Annotated in this window: 23 protein-coding genes; 13 read left to right on the top strand and 10 right to left on the bottom strand. The window is 44.0% G+C overall.

Features of this window, described 5'->3' with window-relative positions:
- Positions 1-143 precede the first annotated feature (143 nt).
- Both QMY49_RS22165 and QMY49_RS22160 read left to right on the top strand, forming a co-directional pair.
- Complete coding sequence (locus QMY49_RS22165; protein WP_009696400.1) at positions 144-284, top strand: hypothetical protein; 141 nt, start codon at positions 144-146, stop codon at positions 282-284.
- A gap of 237 nt (positions 285-521) precedes the next feature.
- Complete coding sequence (locus tag QMY49_RS22160; RefSeq protein ID WP_009701413.1) at positions 522-1,061, top strand: redoxin domain-containing protein; 540 nt, start codon at positions 522-524, stop codon at positions 1,059-1,061.
- A 105-nt stretch (positions 1,062-1,166) separates the two neighbouring features.
- Here QMY49_RS22160 and QMY49_RS22155 read toward each other — a convergent pair whose 3' ends face one another.
- Positions 1,167-1,535 (bottom strand): winged helix-turn-helix transcriptional regulator, encoded by a 369-nt coding sequence (locus QMY49_RS22155; protein ID WP_017190783.1) that lies wholly within the window; start codon positions 1,533-1,535, stop codon positions 1,167-1,169.
- Between the two features lie 154 nt (positions 1,536-1,689).
- On the bottom strand, positions 1,690-2,274 hold the full coding sequence (locus tag QMY49_RS22150; RefSeq protein ID WP_045486677.1) for an NAD(P)H-dependent oxidoreductase: 585 nt from the start codon (positions 2,272-2,274) through the stop codon (positions 1,690-1,692).
- A gap of 269 nt (positions 2,275-2,543) precedes the next feature.
- On the opposite strand from QMY49_RS22150, the gene QMY49_RS22145 reads away from it, so the two are divergent.
- The 3 genes from QMY49_RS22145 to QMY49_RS22135 all read left to right on the top strand — a co-directional run bounded on the left by QMY49_RS22145 (position 2,544) and on the right by QMY49_RS22135 (position 4,390).
- A complete protein-coding gene (locus tag QMY49_RS22145) occupies positions 2,544-2,885 on the top strand; it encodes an ArsR/SmtB family transcription factor (RefSeq protein WP_283314375.1) in 342 nt (113 codons plus the stop codon).
- A gap of 85 nt (positions 2,886-2,970) precedes the next feature.
- The gene (gene arsB, locus QMY49_RS22140) at positions 2,971-4,026 is read left to right on the top strand and encodes an ACR3 family arsenite efflux transporter (RefSeq protein WP_005425129.1); all 1,056 of its coding nucleotides are present in this window, start codon (positions 2,971-2,973) and stop codon (positions 4,024-4,026) included.
- 151 nt (positions 4,027-4,177) lie between these two features.
- Positions 4,178-4,390: a hypothetical protein gene (locus tag QMY49_RS22135; RefSeq protein ID WP_005452486.1), complete on the top strand. Its 213-nt coding sequence runs from the start codon at positions 4,178-4,180 to the stop codon at positions 4,388-4,390.
- Between the two features lie 20 nt (positions 4,391-4,410).
- Here QMY49_RS22135 and QMY49_RS22130 read toward each other — a convergent pair whose 3' ends face one another.
- Both QMY49_RS22130 and QMY49_RS22125 read right to left on the bottom strand, forming a co-directional pair.
- Entirely contained in the window at positions 4,411-5,193 is a 783-nt protein-coding gene (locus QMY49_RS22130; protein ID WP_005452488.1) for a helix-turn-helix transcriptional regulator, read from the bottom strand.
- Positions 5,194-5,224: 31 nt separating this feature from the next.
- Positions 5,225-5,758 carry a YbhB/YbcL family Raf kinase inhibitor-like protein gene (locus tag QMY49_RS22125; RefSeq protein ID WP_005452491.1) on the bottom strand — a complete coding sequence of 178 codons (534 nt, stop codon included), beginning with the start codon at positions 5,756-5,758 and terminating at the stop codon, positions 5,225-5,227.
- Between the two features lie 192 nt (positions 5,759-5,950).
- Here QMY49_RS22125 and QMY49_RS22120 point away from each other — a divergent pair, with 192 nt between their 5' ends.
- From QMY49_RS22120 to QMY49_RS22110, 3 genes are all read left to right on the top strand, one after another.
- Positions 5,951-6,742 carry a PhzF family phenazine biosynthesis protein gene (locus QMY49_RS22120; protein WP_283314371.1) on the top strand — a complete coding sequence of 264 codons (792 nt, stop codon included), beginning with the start codon at positions 5,951-5,953 and terminating at the stop codon, positions 6,740-6,742.
- 197 nt (positions 6,743-6,939) lie between these two features.
- Complete coding sequence (locus QMY49_RS22115; protein ID WP_005452493.1) at positions 6,940-7,557, top strand: NAD(P)H-dependent oxidoreductase; 618 nt, start codon at positions 6,940-6,942, stop codon at positions 7,555-7,557.
- Positions 7,554-9,512, top strand: a complete 1,959-nt coding sequence (locus QMY49_RS22110; protein ID WP_005452494.1) for a monovalent cation:proton antiporter-2 (CPA2) family protein — start codon at positions 7,554-7,556, stop codon at positions 9,510-9,512. The genes QMY49_RS22115 and QMY49_RS22110 overlap by 4 nt, the downstream gene beginning before the upstream one ends.
- 51 nt (positions 9,513-9,563) lie before the next feature.
- Here QMY49_RS22110 and QMY49_RS22105 read toward each other — a convergent pair whose 3' ends face one another.
- On the bottom strand, positions 9,564-9,857 hold the full coding sequence (locus QMY49_RS22105) for a hypothetical protein (RefSeq protein WP_005452495.1): 294 nt from the start codon (positions 9,855-9,857) through the stop codon (positions 9,564-9,566).
- 152 nt (positions 9,858-10,009) lie between these two features.
- Positions 10,010-10,876, bottom strand: coding sequence for a LysR family transcriptional regulator (locus QMY49_RS22100; protein ID WP_283314366.1), 867 nt, complete (start codon positions 10,874-10,876; stop codon positions 10,010-10,012).
- A 117-nt stretch (positions 10,877-10,993) separates the two neighbouring features.
- On the opposite strand from QMY49_RS22100, the gene QMY49_RS22095 reads away from it, so the two are divergent.
- Positions 10,994-11,365, top strand: a complete 372-nt coding sequence (locus tag QMY49_RS22095) for a YybH family protein (RefSeq protein WP_009696409.1) — start codon at positions 10,994-10,996, stop codon at positions 11,363-11,365.
- A 149-nt stretch (positions 11,366-11,514) separates the two neighbouring features.
- Positions 11,515-11,751 (top strand): hypothetical protein, encoded by a 237-nt coding sequence (locus tag QMY49_RS22090; protein WP_005452502.1) that lies wholly within the window; start codon positions 11,515-11,517, stop codon positions 11,749-11,751.
- Positions 11,752-11,935: 184 nt separating this feature from the next.
- On the opposite strand, the gene QMY49_RS22085 is transcribed toward QMY49_RS22090, so the two are convergent.
- Positions 11,936-13,030 carry a permease gene (locus QMY49_RS22085; RefSeq protein WP_005452504.1) on the bottom strand — a complete coding sequence of 365 codons (1,095 nt, stop codon included), beginning with the start codon at positions 13,028-13,030 and terminating at the stop codon, positions 11,936-11,938.
- A gap of 251 nt (positions 13,031-13,281) precedes the next feature.
- Here QMY49_RS22085 and QMY49_RS22080 point away from each other — a divergent pair, with 251 nt between their 5' ends.
- Positions 13,282-13,575, top strand: coding sequence for an ArsR/SmtB family transcription factor (locus tag QMY49_RS22080; RefSeq protein WP_005433559.1), 294 nt, complete (start codon positions 13,282-13,284; stop codon positions 13,573-13,575).
- A complete protein-coding gene (sigZ, locus tag QMY49_RS22075; RefSeq protein ID WP_009703482.1) occupies positions 13,562-14,122 on the top strand; it encodes an RNA polymerase sigma factor SigZ in 561 nt (186 codons plus the stop codon). Before QMY49_RS22080 ends, sigZ begins: the two co-directional genes overlap by 14 nt.
- Positions 14,123-14,129: 7 nt before the next feature.
- Here the strand turns inward: sigZ and QMY49_RS22070 are convergent, their stop codons facing one another.
- The gene (locus QMY49_RS22070) at positions 14,130-15,023 is read right to left on the bottom strand and encodes a LysR family transcriptional regulator (RefSeq protein WP_283314352.1); all 894 of its coding nucleotides are present in this window, start codon (positions 15,021-15,023) and stop codon (positions 14,130-14,132) included.
- An 85-nt stretch (positions 15,024-15,108) separates the two neighbouring features.
- On the opposite strand from QMY49_RS22070, the gene QMY49_RS22065 reads away from it, so the two are divergent.
- The gene (locus QMY49_RS22065) at positions 15,109-16,224 is read left to right on the top strand and encodes a linear amide C-N hydrolase (RefSeq protein WP_283314350.1); all 1,116 of its coding nucleotides are present in this window, start codon (positions 15,109-15,111) and stop codon (positions 16,222-16,224) included.
- A 104-nt stretch (positions 16,225-16,328) separates the two neighbouring features.
- Here the strand turns inward: QMY49_RS22065 and QMY49_RS22060 are convergent, their stop codons facing one another.
- Entirely contained in the window at positions 16,329-16,508 is a 180-nt protein-coding gene (locus QMY49_RS22060) for a hypothetical protein (protein WP_005452512.1), read from the bottom strand.
- A gap of 9 nt (positions 16,509-16,517) precedes the next feature.
- On the bottom strand, positions 16,518-17,297 hold the full coding sequence (locus QMY49_RS22055; RefSeq protein ID WP_283314347.1) for an SDR family NAD(P)-dependent oxidoreductase: 780 nt from the start codon (positions 17,295-17,297) through the stop codon (positions 16,518-16,520).
- Positions 17,298-17,533: the final 236 nt, after the last annotated feature.

Raw genomic sequence — 17,533 nt, 5'->3', positions numbered from 1 at the left:
TCTTTTTGCTCCCCTGATAATAAAAATTGGTGATTTAGCGCACTTCCCGCACCTAATTAGGAATAAACACCAGAAATCTACTCTCTTTTTCAGCTCCTCTTTTCTTTGCATACTGAATTCATCAGCAACAAGGAGGAAATGTCATGCGATGTAGAAGCACAACTCAATCGACTGAAACGTTGCCTACCATGGCAGCTTATTTCCAAAAGCGCGTAGCGCAATCAGAAAACAAACTTGAAGTTTTAGCTCTGACTTACATGATCGAATTGTTTAATTGGTCATAACGGAAAGAACAACACCAAGCAGAACTTAGCTCCTGATACCACACCCCCACTTCGTTGTATCTTTAAGTTCTGCTTTTTCTTTTCCCATCTTTTATTCTTGCCATTTCCGACTAGGTTACTAAAAGTTAACTAGTTGAAATGCTTCGAAACAGGGTCTACATTGAAGCTTAAATCTCCAACCCAATAGCTGCTATTGAGAAAGGAGGTTCATGGATAATGACCGATTCAGGAGTCAATATGGCAACTTCAGTAAAACTTAAAGCGGGCGACAATTTCCCTTCTCTTCAAGCAACTTTGCTAGATGGTTCAAGCGTAACATTAGGTCAGCCGCAAGGTGATGCGACTTGGCAAGCTGTATTCGTTTATCGTGGTAAGCACTGTCCTCTGTGTACCAAATACCTCAACGAGTTAGAGGGATACAAACAAGCTTTCGCGGAAGCGGGCGTTGATATTCTTGCAGTTTCAGGCGATTCAAAAGAGCAGCTAGAAGGACACCTAGAGAAACTCGAAATCAGCTTCCCTATTGCTTACGGGCTCACCGAAGAGCAAATGAAAACGTTGGGTCTGTACATTTCCATACCGCGTTCAGAACAAGAGACCGACCACAATTTCGCAGAACCCGGTTTGTTTGTGGTGAATGAACACGGCAACTTGCATGTCGTCGATATCTCAAACAACCCGTTTGTTCGACCAGAACTTGGGGCGTTATCACGTGGTTTAGCTTGGATCCGTAATCCAGATAATAACTACCCTATCCGAGGTACGTTAGATTACTAAACGCCTCTCGCTAGACAACAATCAGACATAAAAAATGCCAGCAATACGCTGGCATTTTTATTGGCTTAAACGGTGAATTCGTAGTGCTAAACCACTATTCGGCTATTACTTTCGTAACTCAATTTGGTGTGTTTCAGACCAAATTCGCAAATCATCAAGGATCTTAAGTGCCGTACGCCCAAATTCGGTCAGCTCGTAACTGACTGCTATTGGGCGGTCACTGATAACTTGGCGTACTACCATGCCTTCGGCTTCCAACTCTTTTAAACGTTGGTCAATCATCTTCTTACTGGCGCCGCCAAGCATTCGTGCTAAATCATTGAAACGAACTGGACCATCTTTCAAGTGATAAATCAGAGAACCTTTCCATTTGCCACCAATTAAGCGCATCCCTTTTTCAATAGCACACGGCTCTGAGCACACATTCGCCACAGACTTGCGACCTTTGTTATCCACACTGATTCTACTTTCCACGATTCACCTCAAGATACGCACCTAATCTAGGTAACGAAAAGTACGTTAGTTACATTTCGTGCTTTAGAGTAATAAAAACATTCCCTCGCCGCAAACAAATAAAAATGGACCGCATACAGCAGTCCACCTTAATTCATCGATTACTCTAGGATAATTAGAAGTTTTCGTTTATATGCGCTTCGAAACGAGCAAAATCATTTTCAATGTCGCCATTCTTCATTACGTCATAGCAAGCAAAAGTCGGTAGTGCACCCATACCAAAGAAGCGGAAGTTAGCGTGCATATGAAGCATTAAATCGTCCACACTTTTACCTTGGAATAAGTATTCATTCTCATCATCAAACGACTCTTTTGGTGCATTGAATGTCAGTGACAGCATGTATTTGCTGTTTGTTTGAGTACCACCCGTACCGTAGTTTTTCTTTGGGTCCTCTGCACTACGTCCATCGAAAGCACATAGCGCGCCCCCCATGCCAGCAGTAAACACGTCATCCATGTATTTTTTGAATGACCAAGGCACAGACATCCAGTTTATTGGGCTTTGGATGATCACTTGATCAGCCCATTCAAAGTGCGCGAGTTGCTCCTCTACGTTGATTTCATCTTGCATTGTCACAACGCGAACCTCATGGTCTTTTGCTTGTAGAAGCGTCTGTGCTTTGTCGACAAGAGAAGCGTTTAGACGACCTTCAGAGTATGGAGATGGCTCGTGTGCATTGATGATCAGTACATTGCTCATGGGATTACCTTTAAATAAGTTCACAAGATGACGCGATAACCGTGGTGCGCCTCATGTGGTTTATTATGGTAACCTAGAGCCACAATGCAATTAGTTAACTTTTAGTAACCTACTAAAATTTTTCATATAACTCTGTTTTTGAAGGAAATATTTCTTAAACTTTTTCTTTATCGTGATTTCCCGATTAAATTTCCATTGAATTGTTGCATCTTACATAGAGCAGGCGTACACTTTATCGCAATTCGACGATTAACTATTAAGGCTTGTCAATGAGTGATAAATGCAACACAACTTGCGGCGTAGCTTTTGAGACCACACAGCATCAACTTGAGAAGGAACAAGCGTTAGCGGCTCAAGCTAAGGCGCTGTCACATCCCGCTCGTTTGCGCATCCTTCATATTCTGCATACGCTTGATACCATGGGCGGTTGCCTAAACAGTGATTTGGTCTCTGAGCTTGGTCTTGCACAATCTACCGTTTCAGAGCATTTACGTATTCTTAAGCAGGCTGGCTTTATCAGTGCAGAGCCAAATCCTCCTAAGGTTTGCTACCGCATTCAGCGCGACGCGTTTGATCAATTCAATCTAGATTTTTCCAAACTATTTAACTAATTGTCTTTGTGTGCTGGTACGGCGCACAAAGATAAACTATACCTTTAACTATCGCCTTTCGACGATAAACGAATAAGAGAACACTATGACTACTCAAGTTTTAAATAGTGCCAGCGACAAAATGAGCTTCTTGGACCGTTACCTAACGGTTTGGATTTTTGTCGCAATGGCAATCGGTGTAGGTATTGGCGCTGCATTCCCTCAAGTTGCAGAATGGAACGAGTCAATGTCTGTTGGCAGTACAAACGTACCGTTAGCGATTGGTTTGATTTTGATGATGTACCCACCACTCGCAAAAGTGAACTACAACCTACTAGGCACGGTGACTAAAGACAAAAAAGCCATAACGCTGTCCTTGGTCATGAACTGGATTGTCGGCCCTATTTTGATGTTCATCCTTGCATTGACTTTCCTAGGTGATCATCCGGGGTACATGGTCGGCATTATTCTTATCGGTCTTGCTCGCTGTATCGCGATGGTATTGGTGTGGAACGACATTGGCGGTGGTAACAAAGAATACGGTGCAGCTTTGGTTGCGTTGAACAGTGCATTCCAAATCGTGACTTACAGTGTGATGGCATGGCTATTCATTACTGTCTTGCCACCTGTCTTTGGTTACGAAGGTTTCGTGGTTGATATCTCAATGATGGACATCGCTGAAAGCGTGCTAATTTACCTTGGTATTCCATTTTTAGCAGGCTTCCTAAGCCGTAAATGGCTGGTCGCAGCAAAAGGTGAACAATGGTACAACGAGGTATTTATTCCGCGCATTTCACCAATTACTTTGATTGCCCTTCTGGCGACGATCGTGCTGATGTTCAGCTTGAAAGGCGAAATGATTCTAGAACTGCCAATGGACGTATTCCGAGTGGCCATTCCGCTCGCAATCTACTTCGTATTGATGTTCTTCGTGAGTTTCTTCGTTGGTAAGAAAATGGGTATCGATTACGACAAGAACGCATCAATTGCCTTCACCGCAACGGGTAACAACTTCGAACTTGCTATTGCAGTTTCCATTGCAGTATTCGGTCTGAACTCAGATCAAGCGTTTGCAGGTGTAATTGGTCCGCTTATCGAGGTACCCGTATTGATTGCTCTGGTGAACGTTGCGCTTAAAATGAAGCAGAAATACTATAAATAACAACTCGTAATCATCGCTCAAAAACGCCTTTCATAAATGTGAAAGGCGTTTTTTGTTTGTGTTAATAGGCATAACGCGCTCAACAAATTCTAATATGCTAACTTGAGGGTTAAACAATGTTCTAAATTGAAGATTCAAAAGGAGTTTGGGTATGAATTTAGAATATAAAAAACTGAAGTGGCATGCTGTTCTCAAGCTTTCCCAAGAAACGATTAAATACTTGAATGAAGAAAACAGCAGCAAGCTGAATGACACCGATAAAGTCAGGGCGAACGTTCACGCAGCACAGTTACTTCAGCAACTCTTAACAGAACTCGCTACAACCGATTTAACCCCGCTCCCACCGCAACAAGGGTTCAAGTGACCTGAATGTTGTCGTCGGATTTAGTTCACAACAACCGTTTTGATGTAATCGCTTGGAGTAAGTCCAAACTTCCCTTTGAAGCGTTGGCTAAAGCGTCCTTCGGATTGGTAACCACACAATTGTGCCAACATGGCAACGTTGTAGTGACCGTTTTGCATTAAATACAGAGCATGATTTAAGCGTACTTCCGCGAGAACTTCTCGGTATTGCGTTCCCTCTTGCTTGAGCTTTCTGATCATGGTTGCTCGGCTCATTGCAAAACGCTCAGCGACCCCTTCTAGTGAGTGCTCTTCACCAGGTGAATGTGATAAGTAACGGCTTAATTTTTGACTGAACGTAGTATTGGCGCTGGCAAACAAGTGGTGCAAAACACCTCGTTCCGCGAGTTGTTGATACAACCCCATCACCCAGAAGGTCTGGGTTTCTTGACTCATCGACTGCTGGTCAAATGAAAACAGGGCGTTTAACGTATCTTCCAATGCTTTATCCGCCAACAGTGTCGGTTGTTCGCCTTCTCCACCAATGCTCATACTAAGTTCAAGCATGGTCTCTGTTGGCAAACAGTGGAAACTGAACATTCGCGAAAGGAACTTTCCTTTCTGTGGCAAGTTCTCAAAGCTCAGCGATGCACAGGCTTCACACAACAGTAATTCAGAATGAGAGAGGTCCAGTGCCGACTCTTTCCAAAATAAACGCTTACTGCCCGTGATGATCTGCACAATACTAGGGGAATGAATCCTCACATTACGCAGTTTTTGTAACTGCTCTGCACGAAACAACGTGACTTGATATTGGTGGCTCATCGATTCCCCTCGCCCTAATTTCTGCTGCACTTTAGCGGGTGTAAGTCGCCGTCAGCTTAGCTTTGTCTAACGCCATGCTATTCAGTGTGAAACCAACCACAGCTGCTGGTGTATTTTCATCTAAATTCAGTTTATCTGTTGGCAGTGCCCAAACCGTAAATTGGTAGCGGTGCATGCCGTCAGCTTCTGGAGGACATGCGCCACCGAAACCAACCGTTCCATAATCGATGCGAGATTCTTTACCACCCAATTTAGCAATATTAACATCACGAGGTAACTCACTGACCGACGCCGGGATATTGAATGCAATCCAATGCCAAAAGCCACTACCTGTTGGCGCATCTGGGTCGTACGCCGTGATAGCAAAGCTCTTTGTACCAGCCGGTGCATCTTTCCACATCAATTGTGGTGAATGGTTTCCACCATCACATCCCCAACTGTTGTATTCAAAAGTCTTCGCCATTGGGTGACCTTCTTGAATATCTTTACTCGACAGCTCAAACGCTTGAGCCGAACCAATGGTAAGTAAACTGAGTGCCAATACAGATTTAGTCATTGCTTTCATGATAATGTTCCTATTTCTTAAGTTCGGAATTAGTGTATTCCCGAATAGAGATAGCAACCTTTCAATAAGTATCACACTAAATCAGTTTAAGCCATTTTTTGACACTTTAAGTTAAATCACCACTTAAATGCTTCTCGACACCGAGGACAGACTGATCTGGTTAGCTCATTACCAATGAACAAGGAAGAACGGATGGAATTAGATATTTATATCGTCGACGCATTTACTGACACTCAGTTTAAAGGTAACTCTGCTGCAGTCGTCCCATTAAAAGAATCGTTAACCCCAGACCTCATGCAGAGCATTGCTACTGAAAATAACCTGTCTGAAACTGCTTTTCTCAAGTCTGTCGGTGAAAACCAATATGAGATTCGCTGGTTCTCGCCAATGACAGAAATCGATTTCTGCGGTCACGCCACTCTCGCCGCTTCACTGGTGTTGTTTGAGAAATTAGGCGTACAGGAAAAAATCGAGTTTCATACGTTAGAAGTGGGAACACTCAGCGTAGAAAAAAACGCATTGGGTAAGATCGAAATGACCTTCCCTTTACGAATCCCTCAACCTATTTCCGATATTCCACAAGCACTGATTGAAGGCTTAAGCTGCGAAGTAGAGCGCGTGTTATTGAGCCCACAAGCGTACTTTGTAGTGCTCGAAAACCAAGACGAAATACTCGAGGTTCAATATCAATCCGAACAGCTTAAAACACTTGCTCCTTATGATGTTGTCGTCACAGCAAAAGGAGAAGAGCATGATTTCGTTTCACGCTACTTTTGGCCAGCTAACGGCGGTGATGAAGATCCAGTAACTGGATCAATTCATGCCGGTTTGGCACCTTTGTGGGCAGAAGAACTAGGAAAAACCTCTCTCGTGGCGTATCAAGCGTCTACACGCGGAGGCATTCTTCATTGTGAGGTTAAAGCAGAGCAGGTAAAAGTCTCGGGCGATGGTGTGCTTTACATGCAGGGAAAAATCTTTGTGTAATCGCTCTACTGCATATAGAAAAAGTATCACTTTCGCGAATTAAGATTATCTTCATTTCGTTGAAAGTGATTTTAAACTTTTCGTTGTTCTATCCCTAAAGTAGATAGGATAAGGTTTATGAGTTACAGTTTGTTACAGCAATTAAAAGTCTTTCATTCTTATAGCAAAAATAGTTTAGACGCTTAGCAAGGATCCTCATGATAAATAAAAAAGTCCTCATTCTCTTTGCGCATCCTTCCCAGCATCGCTCTGAAGTGAATGCTCCTCTTTTTAAAGCAGCTAATACCGTTGAAGGCGTGACCTGTGTCGATCTCTACGCAGAATACCCGCACTTCAATATCAACATTGACCGCGAACAGCAGCGATTGCGTGACCACGATGTGGTGATCTTTCAATTCCCATTGTACTGGTACTCCACACCAGCCATTTTAAAAGAGTGGCAAGATCTCGTGTTGGAATATGGCTTTGCTTATGGCTCTGAAGGCACAGAGCTTCATGGCAAAACCCTACTTTGCGTGTTATCTGCTGGCGGTAAAGAGGAAGCGTACAAAGCTGAAGGTTATAACCATTTCACCATTCGAGAGCTGCTTGCTCCAATCGAGCAAATGTCAGCACTCACGGGGATGAATTACATCGCACCACTCGCGCTATTTGGTTCTCGTACTGCACAAGAAGAAAACCGAATCGATCAGCATGTTGAACGTTACAAAACACTGCTCAATGCGTTAGTTAGCGACACGCTAGACATTGAAGCCGCCGCTTCGCTTATCAAGCTTAACAGCGCACTACCACAACTAATTAAGGAAGCGTCATGACAGGGATATTCTTACAAGCCTTTGTTTACCTTATTGCCGCCGTCATAGCCGTTCCTTTAGCAAAACGTTTAGGCTTAGGCTCGGTGCTTGGGTATCTCATAGCCGGTGTGGTTATTGGTCCAATCATTGGTTTAGTTGGTGAAGAAACAACGACAATTCAACACTTTGCTGAATTTGGCGTAGTGATGATGCTGTTCCTGGTTGGTTTGGAGCTTGAACCCAAAATGCTCTGGGCGATGCGTAATCGCTTAATGGGCTTAGGCGGACTCCAAGTTGGTGGTACAGCAGCACTGATCATGGCGATTGCGCTTTACTTTGGTCAGCCATGGACGATTGCATTAGCGATCGGTCTGATTTTTGCGCTTTCATCCACGGCGATTGTTTTGCAAACCTTTAGCGAAAAAGGGTTAACTAAAACCGAAGGGGGTCAAAACGCATTCTCGGTACTGCTTTTCCAAGATATTGCCGTTATTCCAATGTTGGCGTTCATTCCACTATTGGCACTCCCTGAACTTGTGGAGCAGGCACAGTCTGCAGCGCAATCTGCGGCGGAGCATCACGAAGAGCTCAGCTTAGTTGCTGGACTTCCTGGCTGGGCGTACGGCATGGTCATTACGGCTTCCATCGCTATCGTAGTCGTTGGTGGGCATTTTTTAAGTCGTCCACTATTCCGCTACGTCGCAAGCTCTGGATTACGTGAAATCTTTACTGCTACAGCATTGATGCTAGTGATCGGTATCGCTGCGTTAATGAGCTTAGTCGGTCTCTCCCCTGCTCTAGGTACTTTCCTAGCAGGCGTAGTATTGGCGAACAGTGAATTCCGCCACGAGTTAGAATCAAACATAGAGCCATTCAAAGGGCTCTTGCTTGGTCTGTTTTTCATTACCGTCGGTGCTGGCATCGACTTCTCTGTGCTGTTCAGCGACTTTGGTTTGATCATCGGCTTGACGCTTGGCGTAATGGTCCTGAAAGCGGCGATTCTCTTTATCCTTGCTTTTATCTTCCGTATCAAAGGCAGCAACCGTTGGTTGTTTACCTTGAGCTTGGCGCAAGCGGGTGAATTTGGCTTCGTATTGCTGAGCTTCTCAGTTCAAAACCACGTCATTCCGTTCGAACTTTCGCAAACACTGGCATTAGTCGTTGCGATCTCTATGTTCCTAACACCCGGCTTATTTATCCTATTCGACAAGGTTATTCTTCCTCGCTTCGAGAGTGAATCGAATGAGCGTGAAAGTGACACCATTGAAGAACAAGGCACAGTCATCATTGCGGGCATCGGTCGTTTTGGTCAGATCATCAATCGCTTGTTGGTTTCTAACGGCGTTCAAACGGTCGTATTAGACCACCAAGCAAGCCAAGTAGATAACATGCGCCAAATCGGCACACGCGCTTACTTTGGTGATGCTATGCGCCCAGATATGTTGCACACAGCAGGCATTGAGCACGCAGCAGCACTTGTGGTTGCCATAGATAACCAAGAAGCGAGTGTTGAATTGGTCAAATACGTTAAGCACACCTATCCGAAAGTGAAAGTGATCGCGCGCGCTTTCGACCGTGGTCACGGTTATCTGCTTCGACAGGCGGGTGCTGACATCATTGAATCCGAAACATACCACTCCGCTTTAGAAATGGGCGGTCATGTGATGAAGTCTTTAGGGATTCATCCGTTCTTCGTTGAGCAACAAAAAGCGACTTACAAACGAGTAGAAGATCGTAAGTCCGACATGCTTTATGAAGCGTGGGCAGATGATTCGGAAGGTGAACGTTACGACAATAACTTCCGTCAGCTATTTATTCATCTAGAAGAAAAAATGGCAGAGGAAATGCAGAAGGATCGTCACGATAAGCTTTCGCGTTCCGAACGTGGTTGGACTCCACCACCAAAAGGGTACGCGGACGACTTCAACGAAGAAAATGTTCAAGAACTTCACCTTCCGAAAGAAGACGCTCAATAAACGCGAAAACCTCCCACTGGGAGGTTTTTTATTGCCCCAAAAACAACCGCGTTACATAAGATCACTCATTAAGATCTCGTACTCTTCATTCGCTTCATCCACTAAATGGGAAAGCTCTAACGCATCGGTCTTAGCAAGATTAAACTGCCATGGGACCGTATCTTCTTTACCACAAATACGAGTTTGAGCACCGCTGCTTTCAAAAGAAAGATCATCAAACTCGGTAGTATGGTGCTCTTGAAGTTCGACAATTTCGACTTCCAGTTTGCCGACGGGATTGACTTCAACATGGGCGTGTAAATCTGGGCTATTCGATAAACAATACTCTCGATGAACTGCAATCATGGCTGCCTCCTTGGTCTGCCAACTGACAACTCATCAAACAGTGTAGACGAGGGATTTTAAACGTGGGGTGAAATAATGATGAAGATTGATCCCGAATAAAAATGCAGCGGATTAATGCTCCTTACATTCTCAATTTTGATGGAGTCAAACTCTTAGCTTCTGCATGTAATCACTTGCTCAATACGTTCTTCAATTGCTTGAATCGCTAATGTCACAGACATCGGCACATGAGCATGATAAGGATGTAATACGTAAATTGGATTCACTTTTGAGGCTTGTGCATTAGGTACTGGTTCAAGGAGTGGATTCGAGTCCAGAATAAAATCAGGAACAACCCCAAAGCCCAATCCCATCTCTAAAAGACTCACCACATCAAACACGCTGTTCGCTCGATGCTTCACTGGGTATTGAACTTGGTGGTCTTGTTTCTCCAAAAAGAACGTATGAACAATGGGTTCGACCTGCCAATGTTGCGCGATATAAGAAGCATCTTCAATATCAGATTGCGTCCCTCTCGCGCGGCACAATACGTCACAAAACTGCCCGACTTTCCGCTGTTTAATGTTTGAATCACCAGACGCTCCAACTCGGATCGCAAGGTCAATATTCTGCTGAATGATATCGACATGTTTATCATCACTGATCAAATTTAAATGCACATCGGGGTAATCGGCAAAAGCAGCCGTTAAGGCAGGTAATACGATCGAGCGCATTAATGCGCTGGGAGCCGTCACGGTGATCACTCCCACTGGGATTTGCTTCAACTCTGCTGCTTCTAGCCATGCCTCTTCCGCTTGCTTCGTCATTTGCGCGCACTGCTGATAAAAGCGCTCACCAGAGGGTGTCAACGTTTGCTTTCTGGTCGTGCGTTTAAGTAAACACGTATCCAACTCCCCCTCAAGTTGTTTGAGTGCAGAGCTCAGTACAGATTTAGAAAGTTCTAACTTCTCTGCGGCTTTGGAGATCGACCCACACTCTACAATATGAACGAATAGAGACATCAAACGCAGCTTATTCATCACTTTTCCTCATTGTTCTATTTAGCAGAACATTCTGTTCTTATTCGTTTGTTTTTCTAATTCAATTCTACCTCTATGATTGCCACATAAACAAACACCAAACACAGGAATTTCAGGATGACTCAATCAGTTTTAGAACGCGCTCAAGCAGGCATTTCAGCATGGCAAATCGCTTTTAATAATCAGGACGCTGCAGGATGCGCAGCACAATACGCCGAAGATGCAATCATGGTTGCCAAACCTTTTGGTACATTTGAAGGTCGTGAAGCAATTCAAGCATTCTGGCAAAACATCATGGACCAAGGTTTTAACAGCGTGGACTACACCAACACGAAATGGGAACAAGATAGCGAACAAGGTTACATTCTGACGTCCGATTGGACGATGAACAAAGCGTTTGGTGTGGTGCACAAAGAACTATGGGAGATCCAAGCTGACGGTCTTTCTCGTCTGACCTATGACGAGTTCGAAGTACTTGGCGAACGATAAAAGTTATTGATAGTTATCGCAAATATTTATTCAGTTACATTGACAATAAAATAACCAATCAATATCATTTCAGCCGGAAAAATGTGAACGAACATCACAATAATTATAATTATCCGTCTATTAATAAACAATTGGTTGAATATTTAATCATGTCAAAACTCTTTTTTGCGTCACTTTTGATGCTTTTATCATTTCAGTCTGCGGCGTTTACGCCCAAAGAAGTGTGCTTCGATCAAGATTCGGAGTTTATTGGATGGCTTACCGACGAAGAGTGTGCCGCTTTAAATGGCAACAGTCCTGATGACTTTACTCAAAACTCGGAGTATTCACATCCTACGCGAGAGCCAATCGCAGAATCAGAAGAACCCGTAGTCATTGTCTTATAGTAATTAAGCCTCGACTATGAACATTCTTCCGAAAACAAAGAGCCCATTTCGCTGTATTTAAATGGGCTCTTTTTTGTTTCCTTATCCCTGACAGGCGCATCCGGTAAACATAAAAAATCCCCAAGTCTGAATGACTTGGGGATTTTTGTTTTTAAGTAATCGTGCTTATCCCGTCTAACTTTTATTAAGCAAAGATAAAGCTGTATAAGTAACCCGCGCCCATTGCCATACTTAGGATGACAAATAGGAAAGCTGCAATCATTTGGTTCTTAAAGATAGATTTCAACAAAATCACTTCTGTAAGACTTGCGCCAGCGCTACCAATGATCAATGCCATAACTGAGCCCAATGCCATACCTTTTTGTACTAACGCCGCACTTAGTGGAATCACTGCCTCTGCACGGATGTACAATGGAATACCAATGATTGCTGCTACCGGAATCGCGTACCACTTCGCTTCACCTGCGTATTCTGCAATCAGATCCGTTGGGATGAAACCATAAATGAATGAACCAATCGCAATCCCCATCATTAGGTAAGGGAACACTTGTTTAAAGTCTTTCCAAGTTGAGTGCCAAATACGAACCCAACGGCTTGGTTGCTTCTCTTCGACAATCGTCGCTGTTGCAGTACCGTCTGATGAACAGCAAGATACTTCCACTTTAGGTTCAGCTTTTGGCGCATCACCACAACAAGATGTTTTCGCCACAACTGGAGCTGGTTCACCACAAGCGCTGGTACCACAGCTAGATGCTGGTTTCGCTTCTTCTTTTTTCTTGCTTGAGTCACCGCAAGAAGTACCGCATGAAGAAGAACCTACTGCTTCGTATGCTTCTGGTTTTACGTAGCGCTCAAACCCTAGTTTTTCAAGTACATAACCTGCTACTACTGATACTGTCATCGCAATAGCAAAGTAGAATACTGCCACTTTCCAACCAAAGGTCACCACAAACAAGCCAATGATCACTGGGTTAAGCAGTGGACTTGCAAATAGGAACACCATCATTGGTCCAAAACCCGCCCTTGCACGCAACAATCCTTTTAGGAAAGGAATCGTTGAACATGAACAGAAAGGCGTAATCGAGCCTAGCAACGCTGCAATAAAGTAGCCCTTACCCTTTTTAGAGCTCAGGATAGACTGAATTTTTTCTGGTGTTAGAAAGTCTTGCAACACACCCACGATATAGCTAATTGCTAGGAATAGAATGATTAGTTCGGTTGCAAGAAACGCAAACATATCAAGCGCTTCTTTGGCCATTGTCATGATTTCTGGATTCATATTTTATCTCCTACTGATGTCACATCAGTAACTGTAAATTTCCTAATGAAGCTGAATTCTTCATTTCTATTTTTCTCGAATTATAGAATTAAAAATCGATGCGTCAACCATTATATTTCGATAAATATCGAAATGTAAATTTAACCCTTACTAATCAATAAATTAGATATTGAAATTTTCTTGTTTGCTATTCATCTACACTTTCACTATCATCGAAATGTATTTATCGTCAGTCATTCCAAGAGGTCAGTATGGAACTCGAAGCTGTAGCAAAAGCGCTCAAAGAGCTAGGACACCCTACCCGTCTATGTATCTATAAAGAGGTGGTTAAAGCGGGCTATGAAGGTATCGCAGTTGGTGGCGTACAAGATAAACTTGGCATTCCAGCTTCTACTCTTTCTCATCACATCTCGAGCCTTGCCTCAGCTGGATTAATCAGTCAGCGTCGTGAAGGTCGTACTTTGTATTGTGTTGCTGAGTATGAATGTTTAGATACGGTTATTGGCTTCCTGCGTGACGAGTGTTGTATCAATGAAAACTGCTAACCTTGAATCGATTTGGAGCGAATACGAACACGCTATTCACGCCTTCTTGCGCTCTAAAGTCAGTAATGAAGATGATGTAGACGACCTCAAACAAGAAATCTTGCTTAAGACTTATCAGAATCTTGGGGATATTCGTGATGTATCGAGCATCAAGTCATGGCTATTCCAAATCGCTAATAACGCCATCATCGATTTCTACCGCAAACGTGCACGAAACCAGCGTGATAATGACCTCATCGCTGAAGATCTGTGGTTTGAAGAACAAGCAGCGAGTCTTAAACAAGAGTTGTCAAAGTGCATTGCACCGTTTGTGCAGGCGCTACCAGAAGAGCAATCGCAACTGCTCTCTTCTATTGAGCTTGAAGGTATGAGCCAAAAGAAGCTCGCAGAACAGCAAGGCATCAGCTACTCGACTCTCAAATCACGTGTTCAAAAAGGACGGGTAGAATTGAAAAAGCTGTTTGAGGAATGTTGTAGCTTCTCATTCGATAAACAAGGTCGCATGACAGATTGCAACCAAAACGGTTCTTCTTGCGATAAATGCTAAGCAGTTTTTAAACCTGCTCATCAAACCATTCGGTCACCAACGCCACCAGCTTTTGATGCACAGGGCTTAACGTATTGCCTCGCTTTAATAATACATAACCTGCACGACCTTCGTTCGCCATAAAGTCTATGTTTAAAGGGACAAATTCGCTCTTTTCATCATGAGCTTGCACTAAATGATGAGGAAGCAAGGCAAAGCCATCATTTTTCAATAGTCGCATCAACACATCAATGTTGCTGATTCGGGAGATATTTGGTGACATCACCTGTTGATTGCCAAGTGCACTGGTACTGAAATTCTCTGCAATGTATTGGTGATGTGATGCGAGGTCCTGCAGAGTCACAACGGGGTTCTGCGCTATCGAGCTTTTCCGATGCGCATAGAAGGTAAACCTCGGATAGCCCAAGTTTATAAAAGACATCCCTTCAGTTGGGAACGCTTTACCACTGTTAAGTACCACCGCAAAATCCGCGTGTTTCGCCATAAGCATGTCTAGCGCTTCATCTCGGCTGCGATGTAACCAATGAATCGCCGTATTTTTGTATTGCTTGCGCAGAGACAGGTCGATGTCTGCGATGGCATCACACGGCACCGACATATCGTGACAAATCGTTATTTCCGGAACATCCCCTTGAGAGTAGCTATCACAAGAAAGTTCTAAAGACTGCATTTGGTAAAGGATGTGCTTGGCTTGAGTAACTAACGTCGCCCCTACTTCCGTCAAGACTGGTGTTCTTCCTTTGCGTTCAAACAAGATCACATCCCAATCAATTTCGAGATCGCTGACTTGGTGATGCAGCGTCGCCCTGTCTTTCCCGATTACCCTTGCGGCTTGGCTAAACGATCCATGCTCCGCGACAGCAACAAATGCAGTAAGTTGGTCAAAACTGGCTCTGGGCATTAGAAGATCCTCAAATAATAAACCCGTTTATCTTAGCTCAACCGACATTCTTTTGTTGCAAAGTTTGCAACATAACTGAGATTACATGGTGAATATTCCACGTAATAATGACCTCGTATTGAAACGTTACGAGGGCAATTCAATGAAAGGTTTTAGCAAAAAAGTACTTCTAGCAGCATCAGTCGCAATGGCAGTCGGCAGCATCTCTACCGCAGCAAATGCGTGTTCACGTTTGGTTTGGGAGACTCAAGACCACGGTGTATTTGTCTCTCGTACCATGGATTGGATGGAAGCCAATCAGCCAACTATTGACGTTCGCCACGCAGGTCAAACCTACCGTGGATACGATAAAGGCGATGCGCTTACGTGGACATCGAAATACGCTTCTATCGGTGTGAGTATCTACGGCGTGGGCATTATTGACGGCTTTAACGAGAAAGGATTTGCGGCGAATGCATTGTTCTTGGATGAAGAGAACTCTGGCGCGCCACAAGCGGGAAAACAACAAGTTGAAAACTCGCGCTTTGTCGCTTACCTGATCGATAGTTTTGCATCCGTTGATGAAGCATTGAAGCACCTAGATTCGATCCAAATACAACAGTTCAGTCACAATGGCATTGAAATGAAGGGACATTACTCACTAGAAGATGCAAGTGGCGATTCTGCCGTATTGGAATACATTAATGGTGCTTGGCAAGTGCATCATGGCAAACAATATAACGTGATGACTAACAGCCCAGAGTACGCGCAACACTTGAAAAACTGGCAAGAAGCGCAACCAAAAGCGAAGAGTGATGTGAATGGTGAGTTCCCAATTCCGGGTAACATCAACTCTGCTCAGCGCTTTATCTGGAACAGCTATATGAAGGATCAGCTTAAAGAGCCAAGTAGCTACACCAATGGCATTGCGAAACTCGACAGTGTGACCTACAAAATCCCATTGGATGCAGCAAACCGCCCTGTGAATGGTGAAATGCGCGGCTACGCGACCATCTATGGTTTGGTGTACAACTTAGACCAAAAAGTGATGAACGTACGCTATCAGTATGATGACAGCTACACACAGTACTCAGTGGACTTTAATAAGTTGAATGACGGTCATAACTACACGATCAAAGCCGACTTACCGGATCTGTTTGGTGACATTTCATCTCGCTTAGAAAAAGGCGACGGTGTAATGGGTCAGCACTTAGTGAAATAGCTCTGATTATGTAAAAAAACAGAACTTGAAAGGTGTGTGGACAAAAGCACCATTCAAAAAAGCGCCGACATGCTCGGCGCTTTTCCTTTCTATTCGTTTTGTACTCAATGACGCTGCTCTCGATAATGCCCAGGGGAGACTCCCCTCCAAGTGCTATACGCTCGAATGAATGAGTCGGCAGGTAACTTGGCGTATGCCAGCACCAATTGCGGGTCGATATCCATATCGTTAAGCAGCACTTTCCAACTCTGAGGTACGCTGAACTGACTCGCTCGCTTGATCATATCTGATTCCTAAGCACTTTTTTCCATAGTTTGACGCGATATTTTTAGCACCAATTTTCTTGGTAGAAAAGGGACGATCCACTCAAGGATGAACTTCAAACCGCCTTCGTTGAACGCCACCAACTTGCCTTGTTCCATAGCGCTATAGCCACACTCAGCAACAGAACGAGGAGACTTAGCATTTTTGAAGACTTCCACTCCTTGTAGATCCCCTGCGGCAACAAAACCCGTCGCTACCGCACCCGGACACAAAGCTGTGGCAGTTACGTTGGTGTCTCTAAGCTCTTCTGCTATCGCTTGGGTAAACGAAGTAACATAAGCCTTAGTTGCGTAGTACACCGCTTGCAATGGACCTGGCATAAACGACGCCGTTGATGACACATTTAAAATCTTACCGCGATTGCGTGCCACCATGCCTTGCAGGTACAAGTGAGTCAGATTGGTTAACGTCACCATATTAAGTTGCATCATGGCTTGGTCCGCCACGAGATCACGTTCATGGAATTTTCCGTGACCACCAAAGCCAGCGTTGTTAATGAGAATATCAATTTGCAACCCTTGCGCTTCGGTTTGTTCAAACACACGTGAAGCAGATTCAGCTTCAGTCAAATCTTCTGCAATGAAAAAAACTTGTACCTTATGTTTGTCGCGAAGCTCTGCTGCCAGTGCCTCTAGCTTGTCTTTAGAGCGGGCTACAAGCACTAAGTCTCCACCCTTTTCGGCGTGTATACGCGCTAATTCTTCACCGATACCACCTGATGCGCCTGTAATTAATGCTGTATTTGCCATGTGCTTGTCCTCTAATGTTCTGACTGATTCGCTGTTGGTCACAGCGTAGTTGGTATGGACACAGTTTATGCAATCCAATCACGCCACACACTGGCAAAAGGTGCCATCTTGCTCGCCAATCGTGCCACTCATTAAGAGACCTCTGATTACAGAAATTTATTACATTCAAAACAAATGATAATTTTTAGCTCACTTATGTGATGGCTAACATGTCGAAATGACTTCAAGGTGCGTGG

It is taken from the genome of Vibrio harveyi, assembly GCF_030060435.1.
In the GTDB taxonomy this organism is placed as follows: Bacteria; Pseudomonadota; Gammaproteobacteria; order Enterobacterales; family Vibrionaceae; genus Vibrio; species Vibrio harveyi.
Note: the sequence above shows the minus strand (reverse complement) of the source record. Positions and strands in the feature narration are given on the sequence as shown.